Below are 25392 nucleotides of genomic sequence, written 5' to 3' on the forward strand. Positions count from 1 at the left end.
TACAGAAGTAATGATAGAACTCCTTTCCTGGGAAAGGAGTTCTATCTAATTAACTTTAAATGTTCTGGAAATTATTACCAACCCGGATTCTGTTTTAAATTTTTGTTGATTAATAACTCCGTAGTTGGTAAAGGAAAATAATAATTTTTAGGATCTGTAAACGTCTTTACAAGGGTTGGATTAACGACCACGTTCCCGCTATTACCATTAGATAAGTAAATATTTGATCCTATAACAAAATAAGAAACACCTGATACCGGGTTAGCTGGTTTGCTTGTTACCACAGCTACATCCGGTTGTCCATCGCCATTCAAATCATAGGTTCCTAATCCTGGAAAATACATCCCTAGAAATTGCTGCGCCAATAGCGCCCCCGCCTTCCATCTCATCAAATCATCATAACGGAAATTTTCACAAGCCAGCTCTACTCTCCGTTCACGCCGGATTTCAAGGATTACATTTTGTAGTGAACCCGTTACACCTGGATAATTTACAGCCAATGCGGGATCTAATGGTACATTCATCAGCAAGTGTGGCATACCTACCCTATCGCGAAGTAAATTAATCGACATATCCAAATCAGTCTGTGTAAAGCTTCCTGTTCCACCATTAGCTAACTCAGCTTTTGCCTCTGCATAAATGAGTAGGATCTCTCCATATCGAAAATCTATTGCGGCATTATAATTAGTATTGTAGGTAGGTGTAGTAGGATCATAGTATTTTATCTGCGCATAGCCCGTGGGCGCAAAACCCAATGTTTGTGTCCCTTTCAAATCACCATAGACTACCGTAGGTTGTAATGCAGTTTGCGCCATCCTTGGATCACGGTTATTAAATTCTTGTGTGATCATCTGGGTTGCGTATCCCGGTGTCGAAGTGAAAGGAATACCATTTGCCGTCAGATATGAATTCATCAGCCCTTTCGACAAACTCAAGCCGTAAGCTCTCATATTGCCATCAAGCGCGTTAGTAACATGCAGGGTATTACTGTAATAATAGCCTAATATTACTTCTGTATTTTGCGGATCAGTGGGTGAATAAAATAAAAATAAATTTAAGTAATCTTTGTTTGGGTTTCCGGTAGTGTATAATTTAAAAGTATTACTTTGTATCACTGCCTGCGCAGCGCTGCTGGCAGTTTGTAAAAGGGATTGCCAACCCGCTATTCCCCTATATTCCCGAAACGTTCCCTCATGCAATGCGGCTCTTGCCAGCAAAGCCTCTGCTGTCCATTTAGTGATGGTACCCGAAAGTCCCGTCGCATTAACATTATTAACCGCATAAGTAAGATCGGACATCACAGAATCCATTACCAGTTGCCTGGTATCCCTTGCTTTGTATAAATCTCCATCGTCATTTGGCAGTATGGTCGATCCGTACCATGGCACATCACCAAAGCGTTTTACCATATCAAAATAAAACCATGCCCTGAAAAAGCGGGCTACTCCCGCGTAGTGTTTTTTTACAGCATCCGAAGCATTTGCTTTTTGATAATTCTGTAAAAAATAATTTACCTGGCGTAAATAACTCCAGGTCCACCCTGCTTGACTAGCGCTTGTGGGCAGCGTGATCTGGCCAGCCACAACCTTATTAAAGGGGTTACTTTCATAATTATCGCTTTGCTGATCGCCCAATGCTATTGAATTACTGCCCGGCAGGTAAGAATACAATCCGTTGCAATAAGTATTCAAATCATTGGCATTTGCAAAAAAGTTTTGTGCTGTTAAGTTTGACACCGGATACCTGGTAAGAAAACTATCTTTTTTACAGGAGTATAAGGATAAGATACTTATCACCACACCTAATAACATATATATATCAATCTTTTTCATCGTAATAATTTCTAATTATACACTAAAACTTGGCATTAAGACCGAATGAATAGCCGCGTTGAAAAGGGTAGACTTTTCCTGCACCAAAGTTCCCCCCCAATGCTTCCGGATCAAATCCTTGTGGTAAATGGTCTGACTCCCAAAGATCCTCACCGCTGAAATAAACCCTTAAGCGGTCAATACCTATTCTCTTAAATAAAGGCAGATTAAAGGAATAACCTACAGTTAAATTCTTCAGACGGATATAGGCCGCGCTATATAAATATCTTGTTTGCGGAACAGCAAGGTCAACCCATGGTCCGTCATCACCCGCTCTCCAGCCTTTCAGACTGGGATAAAGTGCATCCGGGTTTTGCGGTGTCCAGGTATTCCCAACTATATTTTTGTATACATTATCCCACGGAGCAAAAAACATACTCCAGTAGTATCCGCTTGTACCCGGCCAGAAGGTTTCTTTTCCTACTCCCTGGAAGAAAATACTGAAATCTATATTGTTCCAGGTGAAATTTCCCCCTACACCAAAATTATACCGGGGGCTTGTATTACCGATCACATGGGCATCACCAGAGTTTCCAACTGTACCATCACCATAATCAATTTTTCCATCGTGATTCAGGTCGGCATACTGGATTTCGCCAGCTTTGTTCCAGGGATAATATCCCTGCAATTTAGATTGATCAGGGGCTCCCTGCGCTGCAGCATCCGACTGGAAGATTCCCATAGTTGTCATCCCCCATATATCACCAGGATGCGCCCCAACATAATAATCACCTCCGAACCAGAATTTATTAGGATTATTATATCGGGTAATTACAGTCTGCGAATCCCAAACATTTGCCCGTAAACCAAAGTTAAAAGGCTTTCCGGCCAACTGAAACTGACTGTTATAAGTGATGTTCAAATCCCAGCCCTGAGTTCTTAAATCAGCTGCGTTTTCCAAAGGCTGAGTTGCGCCTAATACAGCCGGGAGTTGGAACCCTTTAGTGATCATGTTTTTGGTATCGCGCTGATACCAATCAAAAGTGGCGTTTAATTTATTAAACAAAGTGATATCTATTCCAGCATCTTTATTGTACACTTTTTCCCAGGTAAGCGTTGGCGATACTAAATTGGGGGCATACACCGCTATTGGCTGGGCCCCATTTAAAATATTACTGATCTTGCCAGAGCTCAGTGTAGGAATAAAACTGTAATTACCCAGACTCTGGTCATTTCCTAGGGTGCCGTAAGAGGCCCGGAGTTTCAGATTATTTACAACCTTTGTCAGCCCTTTGAAAAATGGCTCCTCAGACACCCTCCATCCTGCAGAAGCAGAAGGCAAAAAAGTATAATGCTGATCTGCAGGAAAACGGGAAGATCCATCATAACGTGCATCTACTTCCAGCAGGTATTTATTGTCATATGAATAGTTCAGACGGGAGAATGCTCCTCTCACTGCCCATTCATAACCATTCCCCTTTACCGAAGGTGTGGCTCCTGTTGACTGATCAATATAACCTACACTACTGCTGATCAGGTCGTTATTAGAGGCTGAAAAATAGTTATACTTGTTTAATTCCTGGTTATAACCAACCATTCCTTTAAAATAATGTTTACCCATGGTTCTTTCATATTCCGTATAAATATTAATTGCCTGGTAAGAAGTATTATCGGCCCAGGCAGAGGCATCGCTATGCCCTGCATAGGATATTACCCTGTCAGGGCCGACCTCGTACGGAAGGGCGACCTGGTAAGCCTGGTTGTAATTATTGGTTGCCCTAAAAGTATAATCACCTTTAATTCTCCAGGTATCTTTAAAAAATGATGTCGTAAAACCTACAGTGTTTTGCGGTTGGTTAGTTGCTGTATTGCCACGGCCGCCGTCCTTTAAGTAACCAACTTGTACACCAGATGACGTATAAGAACCATCCGGATTTGTAAGAACACTATAAGACTCTGCACGTCCAATTTGATGGTAGAGATCTCCGGAAGTAAAATCGGAGGTCCATAGGGAAGGATAATTATAAACCGTGCGGTTATAGGCTGAATTGGTATAAAGATGCAACCAGTCTGTAACTTTAAAGTCTAATTTTCCACGAATGTTAAACCGGTTGTAATAATCAGGATTATAACGAAATACGCCTGTTTGCTTGTTGTAATCGGCAGAAAAGTAATAAGTGATTCTCTCGCTCCCCCCACTCACACTCACGTTATGGGTCTGGCTGTAATTAGTTGGGTTATATAATTCATCAAACCAATTTGTTGCACCAGCATATTCATATAAATTAGGATTTGTCGGATTTACAATTGTTGTTGGCAAGCTAGGATCTAGCGACCGTTGTTTAGCGTAAGCAACCAAAGCTGCATTCCAGTCTGGATTATTTACTCCATAATAACCGGAATAAGCCTGATTCTTAAGGTCAAACACCGTACCTGGGTCGGTTACCACATCTGGTAGGTTGGTGATCTTGCGAATTGCGTAGTTCATACTATAACTCACTTTGGGGTCTCCCTTTTGCCCCGCTTTTGTAGTGATCAGTATAACACCAAATGCCGCCCGAGAACCATAAACTGCTGCAGAAGCCGCATCTTTAAGCACAGTAGCACTAGCTACGTCGTCAGGATTAAGGTTGTTAATATCAGTTTGAACACCATCTACTAAAATCAACGGGCTTCCGCCGTTAATAGAAGTAAAACCCCGGATATTAAAGGTAGGTGCAGCCCCTGGTTGTCCACTGCTGGAAGTTATCGTTAGGCCAGGTAGCTCGCCTTGCAAACCTCTTCCAATATTAGGAATAGGCCTATCTTCCAACACCTTTCCACTAATGGTGCTCACTGCTCCTGTCAGATTAGCTTTCTTTTGGCTACCATAACCCACCACAACCAATTCACCAAGATCTGAAGCATTTTCTTCTAACTGAATATTTACGCGGGTCCTTCCATCAACTGGAACCTCTTTGAGCTTGTAACCGACAAAAGAGATCAATAAAACATCATTCTTTTCTGCTTTTATTGAAAACTTGCCTTCACTATCGGTCATGGCTGTTGCTCCCGACCCCTTAACCTTAATAGATGCACCTGGCAACGGGACATTATTTACATCTGTTACTTTTCCAACAATATCAACAGGAATAGTTGGGTTGATTGTCGTTTTTGGAAAGAAAGAAATTGGCTCCTCCTTTTTAAAAAGGATGACCGATTTGTCCTCTACTCTAAAATCAAAAGGCTGTCCGGCAAATATTTTCTCCAGAACATCGTTCAAACTTGCATCCTTAACATGAATGGTAACTTTATTGGCATCCTTTAGAATTGTAGCAGTAAACAAAAAATCATAACCTGTTTGCAGGCGAATTTTGTTAAATACGGAAACCATTTGCGAATTCCTTTCCGACAACGTGATCTTCTGAGCAAGTGAGCTTGCACTTACATGCAGAATAAATGCAGTTAAAAGGATGGCGATTAGATTTAGTCTCATAATCCATTTTCTTTTTTCAGCTATAACAAAATAATCTCTGATCAAAATCTGCTTTAGCAAAGTTCTAACTGTATAGCCTGCTGGCCATACAGCGATTTTACGGTAAAAGTTGTACATTTGTTTTGATTGGTTAATGCGAACACCTCCACATTTTGCGATGAATTAGGTGTTAGCGGTTCATAAATGGTTTATTCATTTTAGGCTCCAGTCTCAGTCATCCTGGCCCACCCGGGATGACTTTAAATTGAATAACCTGTGCGATATTTTATGGCGTTACAGTTATCCTCCTTCCTTGTATTTTAAAGTGAACACTTTTTGTTGTTTCCAGCATTTTTAAAACTTCACTGATATTTTTGGAGCGTGATATGGTACCATAGAATCCTATATCTGATACATTTCCGTCAAATGTTATTTCTATATTATACCAGCGTGCTAGCCTGGGCATAATCGTTTTTATGCTTTCATTGTTAAACCGAAAATATCCGTTCTTCCAGGCCAGAGCCTCTTCAAGATCTGCTTCACCAACATCTAAATGATTCTCTTTCAAAACAGATTGCTGGCCAGGCTTCAACATTTTAGTACCTGATTTTGTATAAACCTTAACCGACCCCTCTTCGAGCACGGTTTTTACCGTATTGTCATCTCCATAACTATTGATGTTAAAATGTGTACCCAAAACTTCAACAACCTGCTGATGGGTAATAACCTTAAAAGGTTTAGATTTATCATGGGAAACCTCGAAATAAGCTTCTCCGTTGAGTTCAACAACACGTTCACTCTTTGAAAAAGAAACTGGGTATTTCAAGGTAGAGGCCGAGTTCATAATAACATGAGTACCATCCGAAAGGGTAATGGTATACTGCCCGCCCTGGGGTATAGTCAAAGTATTGTAGACAACAGGCAAACTGCTGTCATCAGCTCCATTCGAATAAATAATCTGACCATCGTCTGTTTTTCTCACTAATGTTTTACTTTCCTTGGCCAGATTGCCATTTTTTGCATCCGTTAAAACAATATTTTTACCGTTGGATAGCGTGAGTACCGCATAATTACCTCCTGGTTTGATATCGGCTAGTTGCTGATCATTTTTTTGAAATGCGGGATGAACAAAACAGACAATTACTGCCCCAATTAGAAGCACAGCTATGGTTACAAGACTGATTTGTAAACTAAGTTTGGATTTGAAAATCCTGCTTTTTAAATTTTTAGGCTCTCCGGAAAGTTGTTCTTGAATTCTGGAATAGATTGCATCCTGAAGTTGGTTCTTCTCCCTTTTGCCCAGATTTTCTGCATAACCTGGTTTATCATCATACTGAGTATATAAAAAGTCTAATTCCTCAATTTCCGATTCGGATGCTTTATTTTGATAAACCTTTTCTATTAATTCTGTTATTCTTTTCTGATCCATAGCAACTCCAATTATCTATAAGTCGTGTTGAATCAGAAAAACCGCTATTGAAAAATGATTTATTTTTCCAGAATATATTAGAGATCAGAATTAGCTCGCATTGTAATTACGAAAATCGGCTTTCATAATACTCATGGCCTTTCCAATATGTTTCTCAACCGTACTCACCGAAATGCCCAATTTCTCTGCAATTGATTTATTCGACATCTGCTCTATTCTACTCAATAAAAATACCTCACGGCATTTTAAAGGCAGTCTATCTGTTGCTGAAGTAATTTCCTGAGATAATTCCTTGGCCTCCAAACTATTTTCTGGCGTAATATTATAAGACTGTGGTTGATTCAATATGTTGTTTACATGCCGGTTATGGCTAGCCATTGAACGAAAAACATCAAAGATTTTATATTTTAATGCATTTTTAAGATAACCTTCCAAAGAAGATTTGATTTCAAGTTTCTCTCTTCTCAAAAAAAGACTTACAAATATATCCTGGACGATCTCTTCTGCAATTTCTATATAGCCCACTCTCTTATAAGCCATATCCAATAACACCTCCCAATACCTGTTGTACAGCTCCTTAAAGGCTAAACTGTCGGCTACCCGTATCAAATCCAGGAGCTCTTTATCACTGCGACTATTTGGTTGATTTGAATCCATGAGAAAAATTTTAAAATAATTACTTTTTATCTCTTGTTGAATAGGTATTCATAAACCAAATATAGTAATACTAAACTGAGGTTTAGTATTACTATTATTTTATTTTTTCGTTAAATTGCTTCTTTTATCGTTTTGACAAGTCTTCAAAACGGATAAAACTAAGGCATCAGTTCCTTCAGTTTTTTGCTCAGTCCTTCTCCCCTCAGGTTCTTTTCGACAATCTTCCCCTCTCTGTCTACCACCACCATAAAAGGAATGCCACTAAACAAATAATCATTCATCACCTGCTTAGAATCTTGAGCATTAACCTGTGGCCAGGGCATATTTTCTTCTTTTAAGGCTTTTTTCCAATCATTGGGTTTGGCATCGATAGAAACACCAAGTATTTCCAAACCTTTATCATGATATTTAGCGTATAGTGCCTTGAGATTAGGAATTTCCTGCCTGCAAGGCCCGCACCAGGATGCCCAGAAATCGACCACCAGATATTTTCCTTTAAAATCAGCAGGGCTGTATTTCTTCCCGTTCACATCTGCATAGCTAAACGCTGGTACGAGATTTCCGTTTTCTATCCTTTTGGTTTGGGCCTTATTGGCCAGAATAGCTTCTTTTTCTTCCATTGCCTGTTTGAACCAAGGGTATTTCAAAGTTAACCCCTCTAAAGTGGACATCATGAGTTCTGAATCCTTTTTCCAGTTTAAAGCCTTAAGGGCATATAATACAGTTGGCCTGTCTTTGTACATTCTTACAATATTACGGATCCGCTCTTCCTGATCATCATACAATGCACCCATTTGATCCCCCGCAGCTCTCATCCATAAAGAATCCTTTGCTTGATTGGCTTTATATTGTTGTTTACCAATGGCAATCATGGTTTGATAATTTCTGTAAGAGATAAAATTAGCAAGATTGATTACATTATTATCCTCCGATCCCTCTATTAAGATATATGGTGGGTTTTTAACTTTTACCCTCGCTGTATCTATACCTCTGAATTTAATTTTCAGATCATCTTTGTCCGCCCAGAAATCAATCCTGTCCATATAATAAACCCTGATCTGATAAAAATCAGGCTTTGCAGTTTTAATGTGGAAGCTAAAAGTATTGTCAGCGTTTAACTGTACACTATCTATGGGGCTGAAGACTTTTTTAAAACCCTCTCCTTTCATTTGTCCAAGATAAATTTTGTATTTACCTGTAGGATCAGGGAATTTAACCTCTCCCTGTACCACGATCTCTTTCGCGATGGCCTTATTCCTTTTGGGAGTCTGTGCAAATAGGGTACTGGTCAACAATAGCAGACCAGCACACAATTTCATTTTATAATTCATGATTTCTTTTTAAAAAATTACAGCTTACAAGAACCCTTTTATTGACATTGGGAAACTTTCGCCTCTTTGTTCAGCCTCGGTTTTAAGTTTTTGCTGGAATACGATTTGCTTATCTACAGACTGAACATCATCTGCCTTACCTTGTTTACTTAAGATTGCCTTTTTAAAATACAGGAGATCAACAGCTACAGGCGGAGTAACATCCGTTTTCAACAACAGGTCTACCCAACTCACTCCATCTTTCAGATGATCCTCAGGAGCTGAAGCAGTAAATTTCCTGGTAAAATTCAATAACATAGAGGCTTTTGCACCAACATAAGAAATTGGTTTTGCCGAAGTGATCATTTCGACCATGACCTTATTGAAAGTATCCCAGTCTCCCTTATTTCGGCTGCTGATCAACTTCATTTTAAGAACTTCGGTTGCTGCTTTATCATTATGAATCGTCCCCAAGGTTTTGATCAGCCACTCTTCTTTTTCAGCATCAACCGGTTTCCTTCCATAATAAGCTAAACTTAAACCACCAACTTCTCTTCCAAGCACATTTAGGATATAGGTATTTACCTGTTCTTCGCCATGAGCTTTATTCAACTCCGTTCTGTGACCCAGAACATATTTAAATGATTTTGATTCCGTATTAAATAAATACTTACTCATTAATGCCCATACGTCTCCCTTTTTAAGATCGGTTGTTGGCAATGCATCAAAATAAGTAGTAGCCACAGCCTTAGATTTTTCGGCGTCATTTGAATTGCCAAGGGTTTTAAAATAAGCGGTAACTGTGCTCACTGAACGGTCTCCTGCTTCAAACTTCTGCGCCAAACCTTTCAAGGAAAGCGCAGGATTCAATGCAGGTCTTGACAATTCCATAAAATTCTTTGCCGAAGGAGCTCCTACGATTTTATGCACGATCTCTCCCTTATCGTTAATAAAAAGTAAGGTTGGATAGGCTGTTATATCAGATTCATAACGCTTTTTAAGTTCTAATCCCTCTCCTTTTTCCATATCATAATGCACATTAATAAAATTTGCATTAAAGAAATCTGCTATACTGTCTACGGTAAATACCTCTTTGGCCAAAACCTTACAAGGTACGCACCAGGAGGTATAAGCATCCAGGAAGATCAGTTTTTTTGATTTCCCAGCTTCCGCCAGACGATCGGAAAAGGTACCCTCATGTTTAAAATCTATGGATTTATTTTGCGCATTAGCGCCCAGCAATAAGCCTATGCTTATTGCACATGTTAACATTGTTCTTTTCATTTTATGTGTTCTTTATTCTCTTTTTTACTTTTTTTAGTATCCAGGATTTTGTGTCAGTACACCACTGGTAATGTTAATTTCTGATTGGGGTATTGGGAATGGAATCTTGTTTGCTGGAAAACCAGGATTGATGGCAAGTCCAGAACGCTGTCGATCGAATCTGTCATGCCCTTCGTAAGCCAATTCCCAGCGTCTTTCTTGTAAAATCCGGGTGATCAGTGCATCTTTACTGGCAAAAGATCCGGTCGTATACAACGCAGGTTTTTGTCCGGTTAGGAACGCACGCTGGTAAATGGTATTCAGCAGATCTACCGATGTTTGATTGATGCCATCCCTTCTGGCCAGGGCTTCTGCTTTGTTCAGCATTACTTCGGAAAGCCTGATCACCATTACATTATCGTATCGGTTTGGACTGGTATACTTATTGGTCCCAATTGCTCCAGCAGGAAGATTTAAACCACCAGGGCCGATCATTGTAGTGCCACGCAGATCATTCTTGGTATAAGACTGAATGAAAGCTGGCTCCACTACAAACGAAAATCCATGAGCTATAGGACTCGTACTCCAACTCAAGGGATATCCGTACACAATCTCTTTGTTAAAAGGAATATTAGCCGAAACGGTTTTAACAGAGCTGTTGTTTGGAAATACGACTGATGGGTCTGCAGCAAGCACATAATTATTGTCTGCCAATACCATATTGGCATTATTTACTGCACCATCATAATTTCCCAAATAAAGGTAAACCCTCGACAAAAATGCTTTGCCTACAGATTTAGCGGCCCTGGACCTCAATTTTACATCCATGAAATTTGCGGCTGCACCTGGATAGGCATCTGGAAGATCAGGAATGGCCTCTGTCAAATCCTTCACCACCTGATCAAATACCTGCTTATTGGTAGATCTTGGAATAATCTGGTTCACATCAGAGCGGTCAAACGCAGTTAACCTTAACGGCACACAAAGTCCACCTGGATTGGTCAAGGCCTGATCACCATACAAAACCCCAAGGTTCATATAGCTAAAAGCCCGCAAAAATTTCGCTTCTGCAATAAATTGCTTCTGCAAGCCCACATCAAATTTTGCGTTCTTCGCCAGATTATTGATGATCACATTTGCGATGTTAATCACATTATAATGCCCAGTCCATACCCCTAATGCAACCGCATCATTGGCATCGATAGTTCCCGTATAGTAGTTATTGGTTTGCAAATAAGCGATGCCCGTACTTTGATCTGCTATAGGTATTTCCTGCTTCTGTGCCTCAAACTGTGCTTCAAAACCACCTGCCAATAACCGTTCTGTTGTATTTTTATCTTCAAGCAACTGTGTTTCTACCAGGATGTTTTCTGGCTTAAGGTCCAATTGTTTATTACATCCTGCTGTGAGCAATACCATTGCCACCACCAGACCATAAAAAGGATTGATATGCATTTTCATTTTCTTCTTCAATTTATTCATTGTTAAAAACCCATTTTTATACCTAAGCGAAAACTCCGTGGATTTGGCAAAGTAAATTCATCCCGGCCAACCTGTATGGCGGACGAACCAAAAGCACTTACTTCCGGGTCAATCCCAGAATATTTTGTGAGCACAAAAACGTTATCTGCCTGAACGTATATTTTAAGAGATTGAACGCCTATTTTTTTCAATTTTAAAGGTTCGAAGTTATAGGCTAGAGTCGCTGTCCTTAACTTGATAAAAGAAGCATCTTCCAAAAATCTGGAAGTTGTTCTGCTTAAGGTATAGTCATTAGAAGAAGGTATAAGATTGCCAGCGAGGTTCAAACTGGAATTGGACGCATTCAACAATGCAGGAATATCAGTCTGCTGTCCTGGGCTTTTCCAATAATTCAACAAATCTGGTGAAAGGTTATTTCCGTCGTTGCTCGTATAAGCATACAGATAAGCTTTAGATCCGTTGATCATCTTATTTCCATAAGAGAAAGAGAAAAAAGCATTAAATTCAATCCCCTTATAGCTAAAGGTATTGTCTATTCCACCAAAGAATTTTGGTGCAGCATCGCCAAGTAGTTTCCTGTTTTTATCGGATCCGTTAGCGGGTAGCTGTACGTTCTTTTCAGTTACATTGCCTGCCTGGTCTATCCATTGCGGATTTCCATTGGCCGGATTTACCCCCGCCCATTGGTATAGATAGAAAGCTGTTGCAGACTGACCTTCCATCAAAAACCTGCCCACTGTTTTTTCCAGCGTTACCCCTAAAGCAACGGGATCTGTAAGACCATTCTTTTCATACAGTTTTTCCACCCGGTTTACATTATGAGTAATATTAAAGGAACTTGTCCATTTAAAACTCTTGTTGTTGATGTTGGTTGAATTAATGGTGATTTCTACCCCCTTATTGGTCAGTTCCCCAACATTTTGCTGCTGGTTAACAAAGCCTAGATAGGCAGGTATAGGAAAAGAAAGAATGGCATTTTTTGTTCTTTCATTATAGTAATCTACTGTAAAGCTAAGGGCAGATTGGAACATAGATATGTCCAGACCAGCATTATACTTGGTCCTGGTTTCCCATTTCAAATCCGGATTATTTGGGTTGACAGGAATGATGGCCACGTCTCCCGCCCAGCTTACATTACCCGGAATATTACCATATGTTCCTTTATTGCCATAATATCCTGTTCCACCGTCAGATCCGGAAAGGCCTAAACTTCCCCTCAGTTTTAACTGGTCTATAAAAGTAATACCTTTCATAAAATCTTCTCCTTTAATATCCCAGCCGGCAGAAAAAGAAGGAAAACCAACATAACGTCTGTCCGCACTAAATTTAGAAGAGCCATCCAAACGATAGGTTACTCCAGCCATATATTTTCCCTTATACAGATAATTCATCCGGCCGAAATAAGACGCCAGCGCCCATTGCTGCTGAAGGGCAGAACCAAAAGTTCTGGTACCTGCAGCATTCAAACTAAGAGCCTGATCGTTTGGAAAATTGCCAGCTGAAACACTGGTTGAATTTTCAGTTGATTTTTCAAAACTTTGTCCCACAACAGCATTCAGGCTGTGGTCCCCCAGTGTCTTGATCATCGTCAGCGTATTATTCACTACCCATTTACGCCTCCATCCATCTGTTTCCGAAGCCAGACCTCCAGAAGTATTCGGTTTGTTAGAAAACCGGCTAAAAGCCCTGCTGGTTTCCCAGTCTACACCAACCTCTGAGCGTAATTTTGCCCAGGGCGTAAGTTTTAATTCAGCAAACAAGTTACCGACCACACTGTTGTCACCCAGCGTATTGACCGTAGTAGCCGAATACCCCACAGGGTTTAGGTCGCGTGCAGCAGGGGCAATTACCGGATTATTCCAGGTATTCCATACATAATTTCCAAAAGCATCAAATATTGGTTTGTTTGGTGCTGTAATAGCGGCATCACCATACATCAAGTTTGCATCCAGGGCATTATTAGTAGTCGAAGAAATGTTTAGGTTTGTTCCCACACTTAATGTCCGGCTTAAGTTTTGGTTTAGGTTAATCCGACCCTGGTAGCGGGTGTAATCATTGCTGATAATATAGGGTTGGTCTTTAGTATAGCCTCCGCTGATGTAATAGTTTCCTTTCTCATTGCCATTAGAAATATTAAAGGCTCCATTATAAGCATGTCCAGTTCGCTCAATCTCCTTGATCCAATCTGTATTTACACCTTTAGGAAAAACACCCGCCTTATTCCTTGCCTTAAAATAGGCAGTATAAAAATCTGCATACTCATCGCCGGTCATCACTTCATGCGCTCCAAAAGGCTGATTTATAGAGGTAGATAACTGCACCCCTATTTTAGGATTGTTATAACGTCCTTGTTTGGTTTTGATTAAAATAACCCCAGAAGCACCTCTGGAACCATAAATTGCCGTTGCATAGGCATCTTTTAAGACCTCTATAGATTCCACATCTTCCGGATTGATCAAATCCAGCGGGTTACGTTCAAAAGTCTCCCTATTGTTTTGAGTTAAGGAATTCGGTACATTTCCAGTAAAACTGCTCCCATAGGTTCTTCCGCTAAAGTCGCTGGTATTGTTGTCCCGGTCTATTCCATACATCGGAATTCCATCTATCACGATCAATGGCGAATTTCCTTTTCCATTAATGCTGGTAATCCCTCTAACAGTGATCGCAGAAGCGGACCCCGGGACACCAGAAGGCATGACCTGAACGCCAGCTATCCTACCCACCAGTGCATTATCTAAACTATTTGGCAAAGAGCCTATTGCGTTTGGTTTTAGACTACCAATGGCCCCAGTCAGATTTCTCCGCTCGGTTACGCCATAGCCTGTTACCACAATCTCATTGAGTTTACTCATAGACGCGTCTAATTTCACTACACGCAATTCCATAGCCGCAGAGATTTCCTTCGTGGTATAACCTATACAGGTAAATGTGAGGATACTTTTTTTATCTGGTACAGCTATACGGAACTCCCCGTTTTTATCTGTTACAGTTTTTAATTTTGTTCCTTTTACGGTTACTGTTATTCCTGCAAGTTGTTCTCCGTGTTCATTCACTACCTTACCTGAAATAATTACGGGATCTGATAGCTTTTTTACCTCAGCTTTTTTGATCACCACTGTTTTCCCGGAAATGGTGTATACCAAAGGCTGGCCAGTTAAACACAGCCTGAGCACTTCTTCAATGGAGGCATCTTTAACCTCTACACTTACCAGTGTGGCATCTTTAAGCACCTGGTTACTGTAAAGAAAATTGTATCCGCTTTGCTTTCTGATCTGTTTAAAAGCTTCTTCGATACTTATATTTTTTTGTGAGAGCGAAATTTTCTGTCCAAATCCTGCTGCACTCACGTGGAGTAAGCCTACTATTAATAAAAAAATGGTTAGTTTCATTATTCTCAGGATTTTTTTAAGGGCATAAGACAATTGCTTATTGCCATTTACAGCTATAATTTCATACATTTGGTTGTTAGGTTAAGTTGGTTATTGGTTTCGAGCTAATGATTTTTTACAGACACCTTCATTTGCCGGGAGCGTCGCAACCGCTCCTGGCTTTTTCAGGACTGTTCTTTTTGAAGAGAACTATGGCATAATGATGATCCTCCTTCCTTCAATCTTAAAATGAACCATTCCTGTTAATTCTAATAAATTCAATACGTCTTTAACATTACCGAACCGTGATACCGTTCCGGTAAACTCATAATCCGATATGTTTTCTTTATATTCAATGTCGACATCATACCACCGGGAGATCTTTTGCATTACACTTCTCAGTTTCTCTTTATTAAAAGAAAAGTCGCCGTTCTTCCAGGCGATTGCAGATTCCACATCTGCAGGGACAATCACTAATTTGCTGCCAGGTGTATAGATAGCCTGTTCTCCAGGTTTAAGCGTTCCAATACCTTGCGACGATGAAACCCTAACAGATCCTTCCAGTAAGGTCGTTTTGATGACCGCCTCATCACTATAACCGCTGATGTTAAAATGCGTACCCAGTACTTCAACTTCCTGTCCCTGGCTCTTCACCTTAAAAGGATGCTTTTTATCCTTTGCAACCTCAAAATAAGCTTCTCCACTGAGCGTAACGATCCTTTCCTTCCGTGTTTCAAAAGAAACAGGATAGGTTAACCTTGAAGCTGCATTTAGCCAAACCCGGGTGCCATCCGGTAACTGGATCTGATACTGTCCTCCCCTTGGTATTTCAATTGTATTGTACGCAGAAAGACTTTCCGTTTTTTGTGTGTTTCCAGTACTGTATACAATTTGTCCTTCCTTCGATTTGGAGATCTCTACATCCCCTTCCGTGGCCAGTCTACCTTCTGCAGCATTGCTAAGTACAATATGGCTTCCATTGGCTAAAGTTAAATAAGCTTTATTTCCACCCGGCACAATAGTATTTTCAGCCACAAGTTTTTCTGGTCCATGACTTATCTTGCCATACCAGAATAGTCCAATGCCTAAGCAAATCATAATAGATGCTGCAATGGCCATACGTGGCCATATTCTAATTTTACGCGGCTTAACTGGCTCCACTTCCCGCCAAAACTTATGCAGGGACTCCGCTTTCAGAACCTCTGGATCCAGCCCCATTTCTTTCCAGCTTTGCTGGTCTTGCTGATAAGTTTCATAAGCCAGATTATACAGCGCAATTTCTGTAAGATTTGCTGTACCATCGGCTATTTTACCCGCCAGGTTGATGAATTCTTCATTACTCATTAGGATGCTTTATAAGAGTAAGTAACCTGAGACCTGTCTTTTACTTACAAGAAATTAAAATATTTTTATATTTTATTGTTTACATAAAGAAATACATCCAGAAATTCATTTTACCTAAGTCTTTCCGGAGCTTCTGCAAAGCCCTTGAAATCTGCACAGACACTGTTTTTTCAGAAATATTCAGTTTAACTGCAATTTCCTTATTGCTCAGATGCTGTTCTCTGCTCATTTGAAAAATTTCTTTGCATTTCTCAGGTAGATCGTTAGTGAACTTTTCGATCATAGATTTCAATTCCTGAAGTTCAAGGCTTTCTTCACTAAGTACAAACTCCTGTTCTATATGTGCAAGACGATAGTTTTCCCGCACTTTACCTCTTCTTATATAATTAGAAACCTGATATTTTACCGCCATTAACAAATAGCCTTTCAGGCTTGTAATACGATGGTGCTCTCTATGTTCCCAAAACCAAACCAAAACTTCCTGAACCACATCCATACAGGCATCCCGGTCCCGAATCACGTTGTAAGCAGAGCGAAATAAATCTGCAAAAAGCAATTCATGTATTTCGTTAAATGCATGATGGTCCCCTGCTGCTATTTTGTTTAACAGTTCTGTTTCATTTTGATGGGATTTAATGGTCATGCCTGCCTTGGATTCAAGTCGATAAACTTATTAAAAAAATTGCCAATTATATGCAATTTTTATTTGTTCCAATATGTTTCTACGAAATGTGTTAAAATCTGGTATAGAATGTTGATTAGAAACGCAAATTGAAGGCTAAAAATCTCTGAGGGCATTACCCCCTATATAGACGTGCGATCAATGTCTGGTTTTAAACTTTTCATTTCTTACTTTAATTTCCGCTCCAACCCTATCTACATCAAAATCTGGAAAGATAATTGTATAATCTTTCCAGAAGTCTCCAGGTACTCCGGTATCCTGAAATTCAATAAGCTTGTTGTTTCCCAATATCTCCTTATTTGTAAACGGCGTTTGATGAAGCGTATCCACATTGGTAGTTAAATAGTTTACACGGACATTCGCATCGAAATTGTATTTTTTCTTCTTACTGCTTAATCCCAAAGTATTGTTATAAATCGCGGTGGAAAGTATCCATTTACTACCAATTTCGCGATAGGTAGTCTGCAAACGTTCTCCTTTGTTAAAAATCCGGACGTCTGCTATATTCATCATCATCCGTTCCACCGCATTTCCAAAATGGGAAAACTGCAAATTTTCATTGCTGATTTTATAATCAAAAGCCATAAACGCATAGGTAGCCGAGTCGATCCATACCTTTCCTTCATACAATACATCTTTCAATTTTTCTTTCGGATAAAATGTAATCTTATAAGCTTTATGCCCTTGATAATATTCAATCCCTTCTAATTCAAAGTGGTGCTTTCTTAGTCCTTCTTTGTTAAATATGGGATTATGGCTAATTTTTTTTACAATATCCAGCTCAAAAACCTCTTTAGGCTTCATACCAATATCAAGTCCGTGCGTGGCCTGATCATCAATAACTGAACGCATTTTAATCAAACGAAGTTGGTTATTTTTCCTTTTTACATAACTATAATTATAAACATCAAATACAGCCTCTGAAACCTGTAAATATTCACTTTGTTTTCTAGTAAATGTCCTATAAAATCCATTTAACGTATGCGGTACGCTGAGATAACAATTCGGAATATTTTGGATGGCTTTCTGAATAATAAGAAGAGGGCTTCTGTGCGTAATAACCACTTCTTTTAAAAGTCCGGCACTTCTTGAAAGGAGAATCCGAATTTGTACGGAATCTTTCAAACTACTTAGAGGAATAGCCTGAGTTTTATAACCAAGACTTGAAATTTGCAACTCAATTTTTCCTGACCCATTGGCTTTTAGATCAAATTCTCCGTTGCGGTTGGTCGTGGTTCCTTGTCCCGAACCTATAATCAATATACTTGCAGATTCGAGGGGAACATGGCCAATAGAGTCTAACACCTTTCCAGTAATAACAACAGGTCTATTTTGAGCACAAGTGGGATAAGCCAGGACCAATAAAATGATCAAACCATAAAAGCGTTTAAAAATCATAAGGGAATGAGATGTTTATTCTGCCAAAATAGACGATCTCACCTGCAAAACACTCAAATTATGATTCTTTAACATATTTTAACTCATATCATGGAAGCTGATCACTAAGAAGGTGCACCGTTATCATTTTCTTTAATCTATGGAGATCCTCCTGATCAACCGGAATATTTTCATCTTTTCCAAGGTCGTCCCAAAACCTGATTTTGATACAATCATCTTTGTCCGGATCCTCTTCAAAAGCCGCTGCTTCCTCAGCATTCATAGGCCCACCCTGAAATCCCAGGGTTATCCTGCTTGCCTCCGATAACTCATCATAATAGGTTTTATCTTTAAAAGTCAGATACCTTTTTACCCTGACATGGCTAGACACCAATTTAACCATACGCTCAGAAAAGCCATGACTCAACAAATACTCACCACCCAGCCGGTCATGGTCTTGCCTGCCATATCCGTCCATACTCGTTTCATTTTCCAGAAAATGGCCAATGTCGTGGAGAAAAGCCGCAAGAACCATTTCGTCTGAAGCACCTTCTTCTATGGCAAGGTTTGCACATTGCGTCATATGCATCAACTGAGTTACGTTCTCTCCGTAATCTTCATTTCCATATTTTTCGTAAAGACCAAATATCTCCTCAACTGAATGCGAAATTTCTTCCTTTTTTAAATTCATCTATCAATTTTTAGCACACAGCAATACTAAACAATGTTTATAAAAAGACGATATAGAAGATATTATGATATCATTAAATTAAGAAGGCTATTTTTAATGTGGCCATGATCAGGATTCATCCTTAGTGTTTTTCACTAAACCGATACCCGAGATAAAAAAGATAAGGCCAATTATTCCCGCTACGACCAGTTCCCGGGTTTGAAGACTATGCTTTACAAAACCAAAACCAGCATATATTAGCCCTATAATTCCTAAGATGGTTAATATTGTCCCAAAAATTCGTTTTACATTCATAAGTCTTTTTGAATAAGACTACTACAATTCTTATGCCGCTAAATAGGTACAGAGATCAGAAGTCTGACTTTCTCATGCTGTTGATCCAATCCCGGATCAACTTCACCCCTTCTTTATGTACCACTGTCCGGGCAAGTTCTGGCATAGCAACTCCAGGTTCTGCACTATTCATTCTGTAAAGAAGTATAGACTGCGCCGCGTTACCTGGAATCACATCATAATCTAATCCACCAGCTCCACCACCAGCCGAAACCGGTGCTTTTTTTATGCCCAAATGATCTGGATTTGTCTGCTCATATTCCAAAAAGAGTCCGGTATTATACGCATCCCCGCCTTTAGTATGGCAATGTGCACAATTGACATCCAAATAAGCCCTGGCCCGTTGTTCCAACGTAAAATGCTTCGCATCTGCCCAATTTGGAAGTTGCTTAACCTCGCCAATGGGCGGCAATCCCTTTAATACACCTTTTGCAGCCCATTGTTGTAACTGGTTCTCCCCTTGCCCGGCAACTGTAAAATTCAGATTTCTGGCTTTAGGGCCTATTGGTGTCAAGACATCATTTTTAATATGGCACCTTTTGCAATCGTTGGTATTGGGCACCTGGTAATTCGTCAACAATTTGTTGTTATCGTTGTCCAGCAAGGTAATTGGAATTTTTGCTCCACTAATATGTTTTATAGCATCGGTCTGCTGTGCATTCCACAGATAATTCATCACTTTCCATTTTTTATCTTTTGGATCTTTAGCCAGTAACCGTGTCTCAATCATCACATTTTGATGTTCTGTATTGATGTAAGCAAAGTTTTTGATAAGGATTGTCGAATCCGGAAAGTCAAGTGCTCCATTGGCCGTATACTTCATCGCAGTTCCTTTAGGCAGTACAATGAACCGCTTTTTCACTGCATAATCCGTAAATAGTGGTGTGCTGAGTTCGTAACTTACAACACCTTCTTCTGGAATCAACTTCTGGAGTTCTCCCTTAAAGAATCCATATTCAGAAAGCTTTTCTTTAAATTGGAATTCAGTTTCTACCTTTTGACCAGACTTTCCCTTACAGCCATTTCCCGCCACAAGAGCTAAGGAGACTACAAAAAGAAAAAGAGCACTAAAAATATACGTTTTACGCATGAAATACATCTAATTAAAATCCTTATTTTATTGAGTTTTGATTGCCGGATTGCATTTAAAAGCCGCCATATTTGTTGTTGGCTTCCAATTCTGAACATGAGCTATATTTAAAAAATCAGCATTAACAAACACATTATCCCCGGCTTGATCTATACAAATCGAATCTGGATTCAATGCACTCCCCTTAGTTAAAATATTACTGGAAATGCCATCATACATAATAAAAGGTATGCGCTTGTTTTTTCGCGCTGGCTCAAGCTGGTTTAATTGCTGCTCCACCGCTACAAGTATTTTACCGATCCGATGTTCGTATACAGGTTTAGGAAAAACAGGCCCCATAGTAATGGTGTTGTTGTGAATATGTATATTCTTGGAGATCGGATAATAGTTCGGATTTATTTTTTTTCCTGCCTCGCTATCAACCGCAAAACCCGAGGCAATCATAACGGCCGAAGCATTGTTATTGAGGATTCGATTGTTATAGATCTCCACATCAGATGCCGCCAATACAATGATCCCCGACCCGGGGGAGGCATTCCCTACCCCCCATGTTGTTCCGAAACTACCTGACTTTGCAAAATTCCTAAAGTTATTATCATGGATGTGGTTGTTATAGGCCTTTACATGCCCCCCTCTTTTCGAAAGGTCAGGTAAATCAAAAACCAGAAATCCTGCCGTATTGTTGTAAAATTCGTTATCGTACACTTGCGCATGAGAAGTATTCTCGATTTCACAGCCAGCAACGTTCTTCGCAGCCTTACAATTCCTTACAATGGCGCTATCCGTTTGGCCAACATAGATTCCTGCATCAGAAGAACCTTCCGTATAGCAATTTTCAATCAATACATTTTTACACATCACCGGATAAATCGCATACCCTCCACTGGTAGAATCAGCCTTACTCCATACCGCATGTAGCTGGGAGATAGTTACGTCGCGGCTTTTGTTAATTTTCAGCAAATCTCCTTTAGAATCCCGGATGGTCATTCCTTCTATCTTAAAGTCCTTTACATCCGTTACCCTGATCGCTTCTCCCCCCTGGCTTTGCCGGGTAAAGTCCAGTATCGTTTTATCATGTCCCTCACCCAGTATCCTGATGTGGTTTACCTGAGCAATACTCAGGTTATCAAATTTATAAAGACCCTCTTTTAAAGTAATGGATGTACTGTCTTTTATCGCTAAAAATGCATCAATAATCTTAGCCTCTTCTCCTGGCTTAAAACTAAGATTGATTTTATAGTTGTCCTGGCGATCGGTTGAATGCGTACAGGAAAGCTGCAAGACAGCGCTAAAGAGGAAAAAACATACCGTAATTTGGACTAATCGTTTCATAGCTGAGATTTATCATTAATAATTATTAAAGAACATTGTAGGCGTAAGTCAAATAGTAAACAGCCCCAATGTTTGGATTTGCAATACCGGTAGAATAGTATTTATTGGTCAGGTTTGTTCCCCCCAGTTTGATCGTTGAATGCGCTTTGATCAGTTTGTAACTCACCTGCGCATCAATTACTGCTGAAGAAGGTACCTGTCCTTGGGCTAAACCTCCCGAAACCACGTAGAAATAGCCTGGTTTGTAACGCATAGCCGTTCCAAAGGACCAAACTTGTTTTTTACCGAAACCAGTATTTCCAAATTCTAAATTCACATGGTAATGAGGGGTATTGAAATTATTGATCTGACTGTTGTTCTTATTTTTCAAATAATCGGAGAAATAATTGACCTTAGCCAGAAAATTATGAGACAGATCAATACTTAAACTTGCTGCATAACCGTATGTATTTACAGTTTGACCACCATTAAAGGCAATGTTATACTGCACATAGGTACTATGATCCTTAAAAGCACTTACATCATCTGTACCAGGCGTATTGGCAACATTTGCATAGCCGATGAAATTTTTCCAGGTTGAAAAATAACCCAATACATCAAACAAAAACCTGTCGGCAATCAAGGCAGAATAGCCCAGCTCAAAAGCATTTACAGACTGCGGCTTAATGTCACTGTATTCGAATTTTTTCAATAAAGAAGCATTTCCTGATTGCTGATAAGCTGTTACACTTTCTAAAGTATAGGGTGCATATTGATCAAAATGGTACGTACCATTCAACAAATAAGAAGACCCACCCGAAGAATAACTGTTATAACCGCTAAGCGTATTTTGCAATGCCTGAATATTAGAAGGAAAACTATAAGCATTCTGGTAAGAAAACCGAAGATAATTCTCCTTGGCCAACTCATATACAGCCGAAGCCCTTGAGGTTACTTTAGGCGACGAAAACAGGGTATTCTTGTCATATCTGAAAGAAGTGCTCAGGTTTAATTTGTCTTCAGCCAATTTCTTACTCAATTGCACGTAAGCACTGTATTCTTTTACATTAATGGGTTGATCTTTATCTGGAAAAAGTGTGTTCCTGCTATCCAAACGGTAAAGACGCCAGTTCACCCCGGCTATAACACTCATAAATTTAACGAGTTCCGAAAAATTATATTGAGCCTCAGCATTATACAATTTACTTCGATCTAAGAACAAAGTTCCCCCTTCAGAAATAGGTGTATTTGAAATTTTATCTTTCAGCACATTAAACTCGGGAGTTCCCAACTCTACCCGGCCTTTATCTGCGAAAGCTCTCGCCGCAAGGTTGGCATCATTCAACGAAGCTCCCCCTGCAAGAGCGGTAAGTAAAGCAGAAGTATATTCAGGATACCAACCGCCCGTATTGCCATCGTAACTGGTTTTCCAGGCCTCATTAATATACTGGGCCGTTGGTCCTGCAATAATCGTATTTCCCGAATTTTCCTGTGTGGTGTAAGCGCGAACAAACCATTTATCACTTTTTAGCTCTACCCTGTACTGTGCAGCCTTAAAATTTTTAAGCTGGTAACGCGTATCATTGGTATAAACGATACTCCCTGTACCAAAAGTACCAGACATAATGGCTTCCAGCTTTGGATTAATCTTATATCGAAATTCGGCATTGGCCTTAAACATCCTGGCGGTATTGTCCAGGTATCCGTATTCAGGATAGCCTGTACGCGCCACGTAATTAGGTTTTGCCAGCAATGGATTTATAATTGGAGCCAGGTCAGGATTACCGGCCAGAGCCCCCTGTAAAAAAGGATTAATGTCTGTAGAAGTTGCGCTCCCATAATAATTTACACCATTATAATTCGGATCAGTAAATCTGGTGCCAGGCCCGTTTTTATTGGTCGTATCGGTAGCTACCCAATCTTTAGCCAGTGTATATTGAGCATTGATTTTAAACGCCATTTTCTCGTTGATCTTCTTCGCATAACGGATTGTCCAGTCATAATATGGAGAAGCCCCCTGAGGATCATTACTGCTGCTGTTTTTAATATGGTTTATCCCCTGGGTAACCAGCACACTTAAACCCTGATACTTAAACGGGTTTTTACCGGTCATAACCATAGTACCGTTTAAGCCTCTGGAACCATAGAGTGCAGACGAAGCCCCGGAAAGGACCTCTATATTATCTACATCCAGCTCTGTCAAACTGATCGCAGAACCCAGTGGAAAATTGAGCCCGGGGGCCTGATTATCCATTCCATCTACAATCTGTGTAAAATTGGTATTTCCGCTGGTATTAAAGCCCCTTGTCGTGACGCTTGTAAAACCAATGCTGGATACAGTTACATCTACCCCCTTTAACCCTTGTAGCATATCCATATAGCTCAACTGCGCAGAATTGGTAATGTCTTTACTGCTGATTTGTTCAATGGTAACAGGAGAAGATAGTTTTTTCTGTACCACCCTGCTTGCCGATACCACCACTTCCTGTCCAAGTATAGAGGTAGGCTTAAGAATGATTTCTATTGGTGTGAAATTCTGAACGGTGACCTTTTGAGTTTCAAAACCAATAGAAGAAATAATGAGGGTAAGCGGCAAGGCCTTCTTCACCGTCAACTGAAATTTTCCACGATCATCTGAATAGGTACCCTCATTTGAGTTTTCTACATGAATAGACACCGCGTAAACCGGTTCCAATGTAGCCTCATTTTTCAGTGTCCCCCTAATGGTTTGCGCCTGGAGGCTTGCCATCATAAAAACAGGAAATAGCAAAAAGCATAGTATGTTTTTTTTCATGCCCGATAGGTTTTAGTTGATTTGGTTAGTGCAATATAAATCGCACAAACCTCAATACGGTCTCTTAAAACCTATTTTGGGGTGAAATACCGCAATTATGGGGTGAATAGAAAACTCTTAAATTGATTTTGATAAGAGGCAGATACCGGAACCTGGACATCTGGAAAAACATTAAACTGCAGCAAATAGCCTTTAGCCGTTTTTCGGGAAGATGACACATGTTTTATATTAACCGCATAAGAACGGTGAACCCTCACAAATCCTAAATGGCTACACTTTCCCTCTATTTTCTTTAACGTAGTCCGAACCAGCTCTTTTTTAACTACACCCCCAAGCAGATAATATATTTCGACATAATTATCCTCCGATTTAAAGAACAACAAATGATCCGTATGCAGTGTAAACACTACTTTTCCATTTTCATCTTCAATGGGTAAATTATCCAGATGCATTTTCGATTCATTCATTTTGGAAAGAACACAGGCCAACTGATGTTTATGCGAGGCAAATAAAACGAGCAGAGAGATGATGTAAGGAATGATGGCGATCAGTAAAGTATATTTAAACGTATCAAGATAATAACTTATGGTGAGATCGGGGTGGTTATTGAACTGCCAGTCTACTGCAAGAACCACTGCAGATAAAATCATCATTTCACCAATCCCCCAGAGCACATACTGCACACAGGTCAACATTTCCAGATGAAACCATTTTCTTAAACCAAATTGAGTAAGTGCAAGGGTTGCTGCACCCAGGATCGAAAAAACACTTATAATCTCAAAAAAAGATAAATTGGTTACACTATACCATTTGTTAATATTAAAAGGAATAAAGATATAGGTAAAAGAAAGGCTAAAAACAAAAATGATCAGAATAAATATATTTTTGTCTCTCGTGCTATTCAGCAAGGAAAAACGGCTTTCCAGTGCCATTTTAATCATCGGACTAACCTTAAAAGATGTGATTCCTTGCATGAGGTTAAATTAAGAATTAAAT

At 39.7% G+C, this 25392-nt stretch carries 16 protein-coding genes; all 16 read right to left on the minus strand.

Translation table 11 applies throughout. From position 1 onward, the window contains the following. Nucleotides 1–74 precede the first annotated feature (74 nt). Complete coding sequence (locus R2S08_RS25520; protein ID WP_316837776.1) at nt 75–1832, minus strand: RagB/SusD family nutrient uptake outer membrane protein; 1758 nt, start codon at nt 1830–1832, stop codon at nt 75–77. Between the two features lie 22 nt (nt 1833–1854). Beyond that, complete coding sequence (locus R2S08_RS25525) at nt 1855–5286, minus strand: TonB-dependent receptor (RefSeq protein WP_316837777.1); 3432 nt, start codon at nt 5284–5286, stop codon at nt 1855–1857. A 265-nt stretch (nt 5287–5551) separates the two neighbouring features. Next, nucleotides 5552–6694, minus strand: a complete 1143-nt coding sequence (locus tag R2S08_RS25530) for a FecR family protein (RefSeq protein WP_316837778.1) — start codon at nt 6692–6694, stop codon at nt 5552–5554. A gap of 90 nt (nt 6695–6784) precedes the next feature. Then, the gene (locus tag R2S08_RS25535; RefSeq protein ID WP_316837779.1) at nt 6785–7351 is read right to left on the minus strand and encodes an RNA polymerase sigma-70 factor; all 567 of its coding nucleotides are present in this window, start codon (nt 7349–7351) and stop codon (nt 6785–6787) included. A 158-nt stretch (nt 7352–7509) separates the two neighbouring features. Next, nucleotides 7510–8682 carry a TlpA disulfide reductase family protein gene (locus R2S08_RS25540; RefSeq protein WP_316837780.1) on the minus strand — a complete coding sequence of 391 codons (1173 nt, stop codon included), beginning with the start codon at nt 8680–8682 and terminating at the stop codon, nt 7510–7512. A 24-nt stretch (nt 8683–8706) separates the two neighbouring features. After that, nucleotides 8707–9945 (minus strand): thioredoxin family protein, encoded by a 1239-nt coding sequence (locus R2S08_RS25545; protein WP_316837781.1) that lies wholly within the window; start codon nt 9943–9945, stop codon nt 8707–8709. Nucleotides 9946–9978: 33 nt separating this feature from the next. Beyond that, on the minus strand, nt 9979–11406 hold the full coding sequence (locus R2S08_RS25550) for a RagB/SusD family nutrient uptake outer membrane protein (RefSeq protein WP_316837782.1): 1428 nt from the start codon (nt 11404–11406) through the stop codon (nt 9979–9981). Nucleotides 11407–11408: 2 nt separating this feature from the next. Then, nucleotides 11409–14864: a TonB-dependent receptor gene (locus R2S08_RS25555; RefSeq protein WP_316837783.1), complete on the minus strand. Its 3456-nt coding sequence runs from the start codon at nt 14862–14864 to the stop codon at nt 11409–11411. A gap of 120 nt (nt 14865–14984) precedes the next feature. After that, nucleotides 14985–16118 carry a FecR family protein gene (locus R2S08_RS25560; RefSeq protein WP_316837784.1) on the minus strand — a complete coding sequence of 378 codons (1134 nt, stop codon included), beginning with the start codon at nt 16116–16118 and terminating at the stop codon, nt 14985–14987. 79 nt (nt 16119–16197) lie between these two features. Next, nucleotides 16198–16761 (minus strand): RNA polymerase sigma-70 factor, encoded by a 564-nt coding sequence (locus R2S08_RS25565; RefSeq protein WP_316837785.1) that lies wholly within the window; start codon nt 16759–16761, stop codon nt 16198–16200. A 177-nt stretch (nt 16762–16938) separates the two neighbouring features. Continuing rightward, entirely contained in the window at nt 16939–18198 is a 1260-nt protein-coding gene (locus R2S08_RS25570; RefSeq protein WP_316837786.1) for a carboxypeptidase-like regulatory domain-containing protein, read from the minus strand. Nucleotides 18199–18286: 88 nt separating this feature from the next. Beyond that, on the minus strand, nt 18287–18868 hold the full coding sequence (locus R2S08_RS25575) for an HDIG domain-containing metalloprotein (protein WP_316837787.1): 582 nt from the start codon (nt 18866–18868) through the stop codon (nt 18287–18289). 349 nt (nt 18869–19217) lie between these two features. Next, on the minus strand, nt 19218–20291 hold the full coding sequence (locus R2S08_RS25580; RefSeq protein WP_316837788.1) for an SO2930 family diheme c-type cytochrome: 1074 nt from the start codon (nt 20289–20291) through the stop codon (nt 19218–19220). 27 nt (nt 20292–20318) lie between these two features. Beyond that, a complete protein-coding gene (locus tag R2S08_RS25585) occupies nt 20319–21623 on the minus strand; it encodes a parallel beta-helix domain-containing protein (RefSeq protein ID WP_316837789.1) in 1305 nt (434 codons plus the stop codon). Between the two features lie 25 nt (nt 21624–21648). After that, a complete protein-coding gene (locus R2S08_RS25590; protein ID WP_133783098.1) occupies nt 21649–24396 on the minus strand; it encodes a TonB-dependent receptor in 2748 nt (915 codons plus the stop codon). 95 nt (nt 24397–24491) lie between these two features. Beyond that, entirely contained in the window at nt 24492–25370 is an 879-nt protein-coding gene (locus tag R2S08_RS25595; RefSeq protein ID WP_316837790.1) for a LytTR family DNA-binding domain-containing protein, read from the minus strand. Between the last annotated feature and the right edge of the window lie 22 nt (nt 25371–25392).

This window comes from Pedobacter nutrimenti (assembly GCF_032678445.1).
Lineage (GTDB): Bacteria > Bacteroidota > Bacteroidia > Sphingobacteriales > Sphingobacteriaceae > Pedobacter > Pedobacter nutrimenti_A.

What these genes read in the sequence shown, in the direction of transcription:
- R2S08_RS25560 (WP_316837784.1), bottom strand. Translation starts at nt 16,118, where the DNA reads ATGAGTAATGAAGAATTCATCAACCTGGCGGGTAAAATAGCCGATGGT.
- R2S08_RS25575 (WP_316837787.1), bottom strand. Translation starts at nt 18,868, where the DNA reads ATGAATTTAAAAAAGGAAGAAATTTCGCATTCAGTTGAGGAGATATTT.
- R2S08_RS25540 (WP_316837780.1), bottom strand. Translation starts at nt 8,682, where the DNA reads ATGAATTATAAAATGAAATTGTGTGCTGGTCTGCTATTGTTGACCAGT.
- R2S08_RS25570 (WP_316837786.1), bottom strand. Translation starts at nt 18,198, where the DNA reads ATGATTTTTAAACGCTTTTATGGTTTGATCATTTTATTGGTCCTGGCT.
- R2S08_RS25525 (WP_316837777.1), bottom strand. Translation starts at nt 5,286, where the DNA reads ATGAGACTAAATCTAATCGCCATCCTTTTAACTGCATTTATTCTGCAT.
- R2S08_RS25585 (WP_316837789.1), bottom strand. Translation starts at nt 21,623, where the DNA reads ATGAAACGATTAGTCCAAATTACGGTATGTTTTTTCCTCTTTAGCGCT.
- R2S08_RS25590 (WP_133783098.1), bottom strand. Translation starts at nt 24,396, where the DNA reads ATGAAAAAAAACATACTATGCTTTTTGCTATTTCCTGTTTTTATGATG.
- R2S08_RS25520 (WP_316837776.1), bottom strand. Translation starts at nt 1,832, where the DNA reads ATGAAAAAGATTGATATATATATGTTATTAGGTGTGGTGATAAGTATC.
- R2S08_RS25555 (WP_316837783.1), bottom strand. Translation starts at nt 14,864, where the DNA reads ATGTATGAAATTATAGCTGTAAATGGCAATAAGCAATTGTCTTATGCC.
- R2S08_RS25580 (WP_316837788.1), bottom strand. Translation starts at nt 20,291, where the DNA reads ATGCGTAAAACGTATATTTTTAGTGCTCTTTTTCTTTTTGTAGTCTCC.
- R2S08_RS25530 (WP_316837778.1), bottom strand. Translation starts at nt 6,694, where the DNA reads ATGGATCAGAAAAGAATAACAGAATTAATAGAAAAGGTTTATCAAAAT.
- R2S08_RS25565 (WP_316837785.1), bottom strand. Translation starts at nt 16,761, where the DNA reads ATGACCATTAAATCCCATCAAAATGAAACAGAACTGTTAAACAAAATA.
- R2S08_RS25550 (WP_316837782.1), bottom strand. Translation starts at nt 11,406, where the DNA reads ATGAATAAATTGAAGAAGAAAATGAAAATGCATATCAATCCTTTTTAT.
- R2S08_RS25535 (WP_316837779.1), bottom strand. Translation starts at nt 7,351, where the DNA reads ATGGATTCAAATCAACCAAATAGTCGCAGTGATAAAGAGCTCCTGGAT.
- R2S08_RS25545 (WP_316837781.1), bottom strand. Translation starts at nt 9,945, where the DNA reads ATGAAAAGAACAATGTTAACATGTGCAATAAGCATAGGCTTATTGCTG.
- R2S08_RS25595 (WP_316837790.1), bottom strand. Translation starts at nt 25,370, where the DNA reads ATGCAAGGAATCACATCTTTTAAGGTTAGTCCGATGATTAAAATGGCA.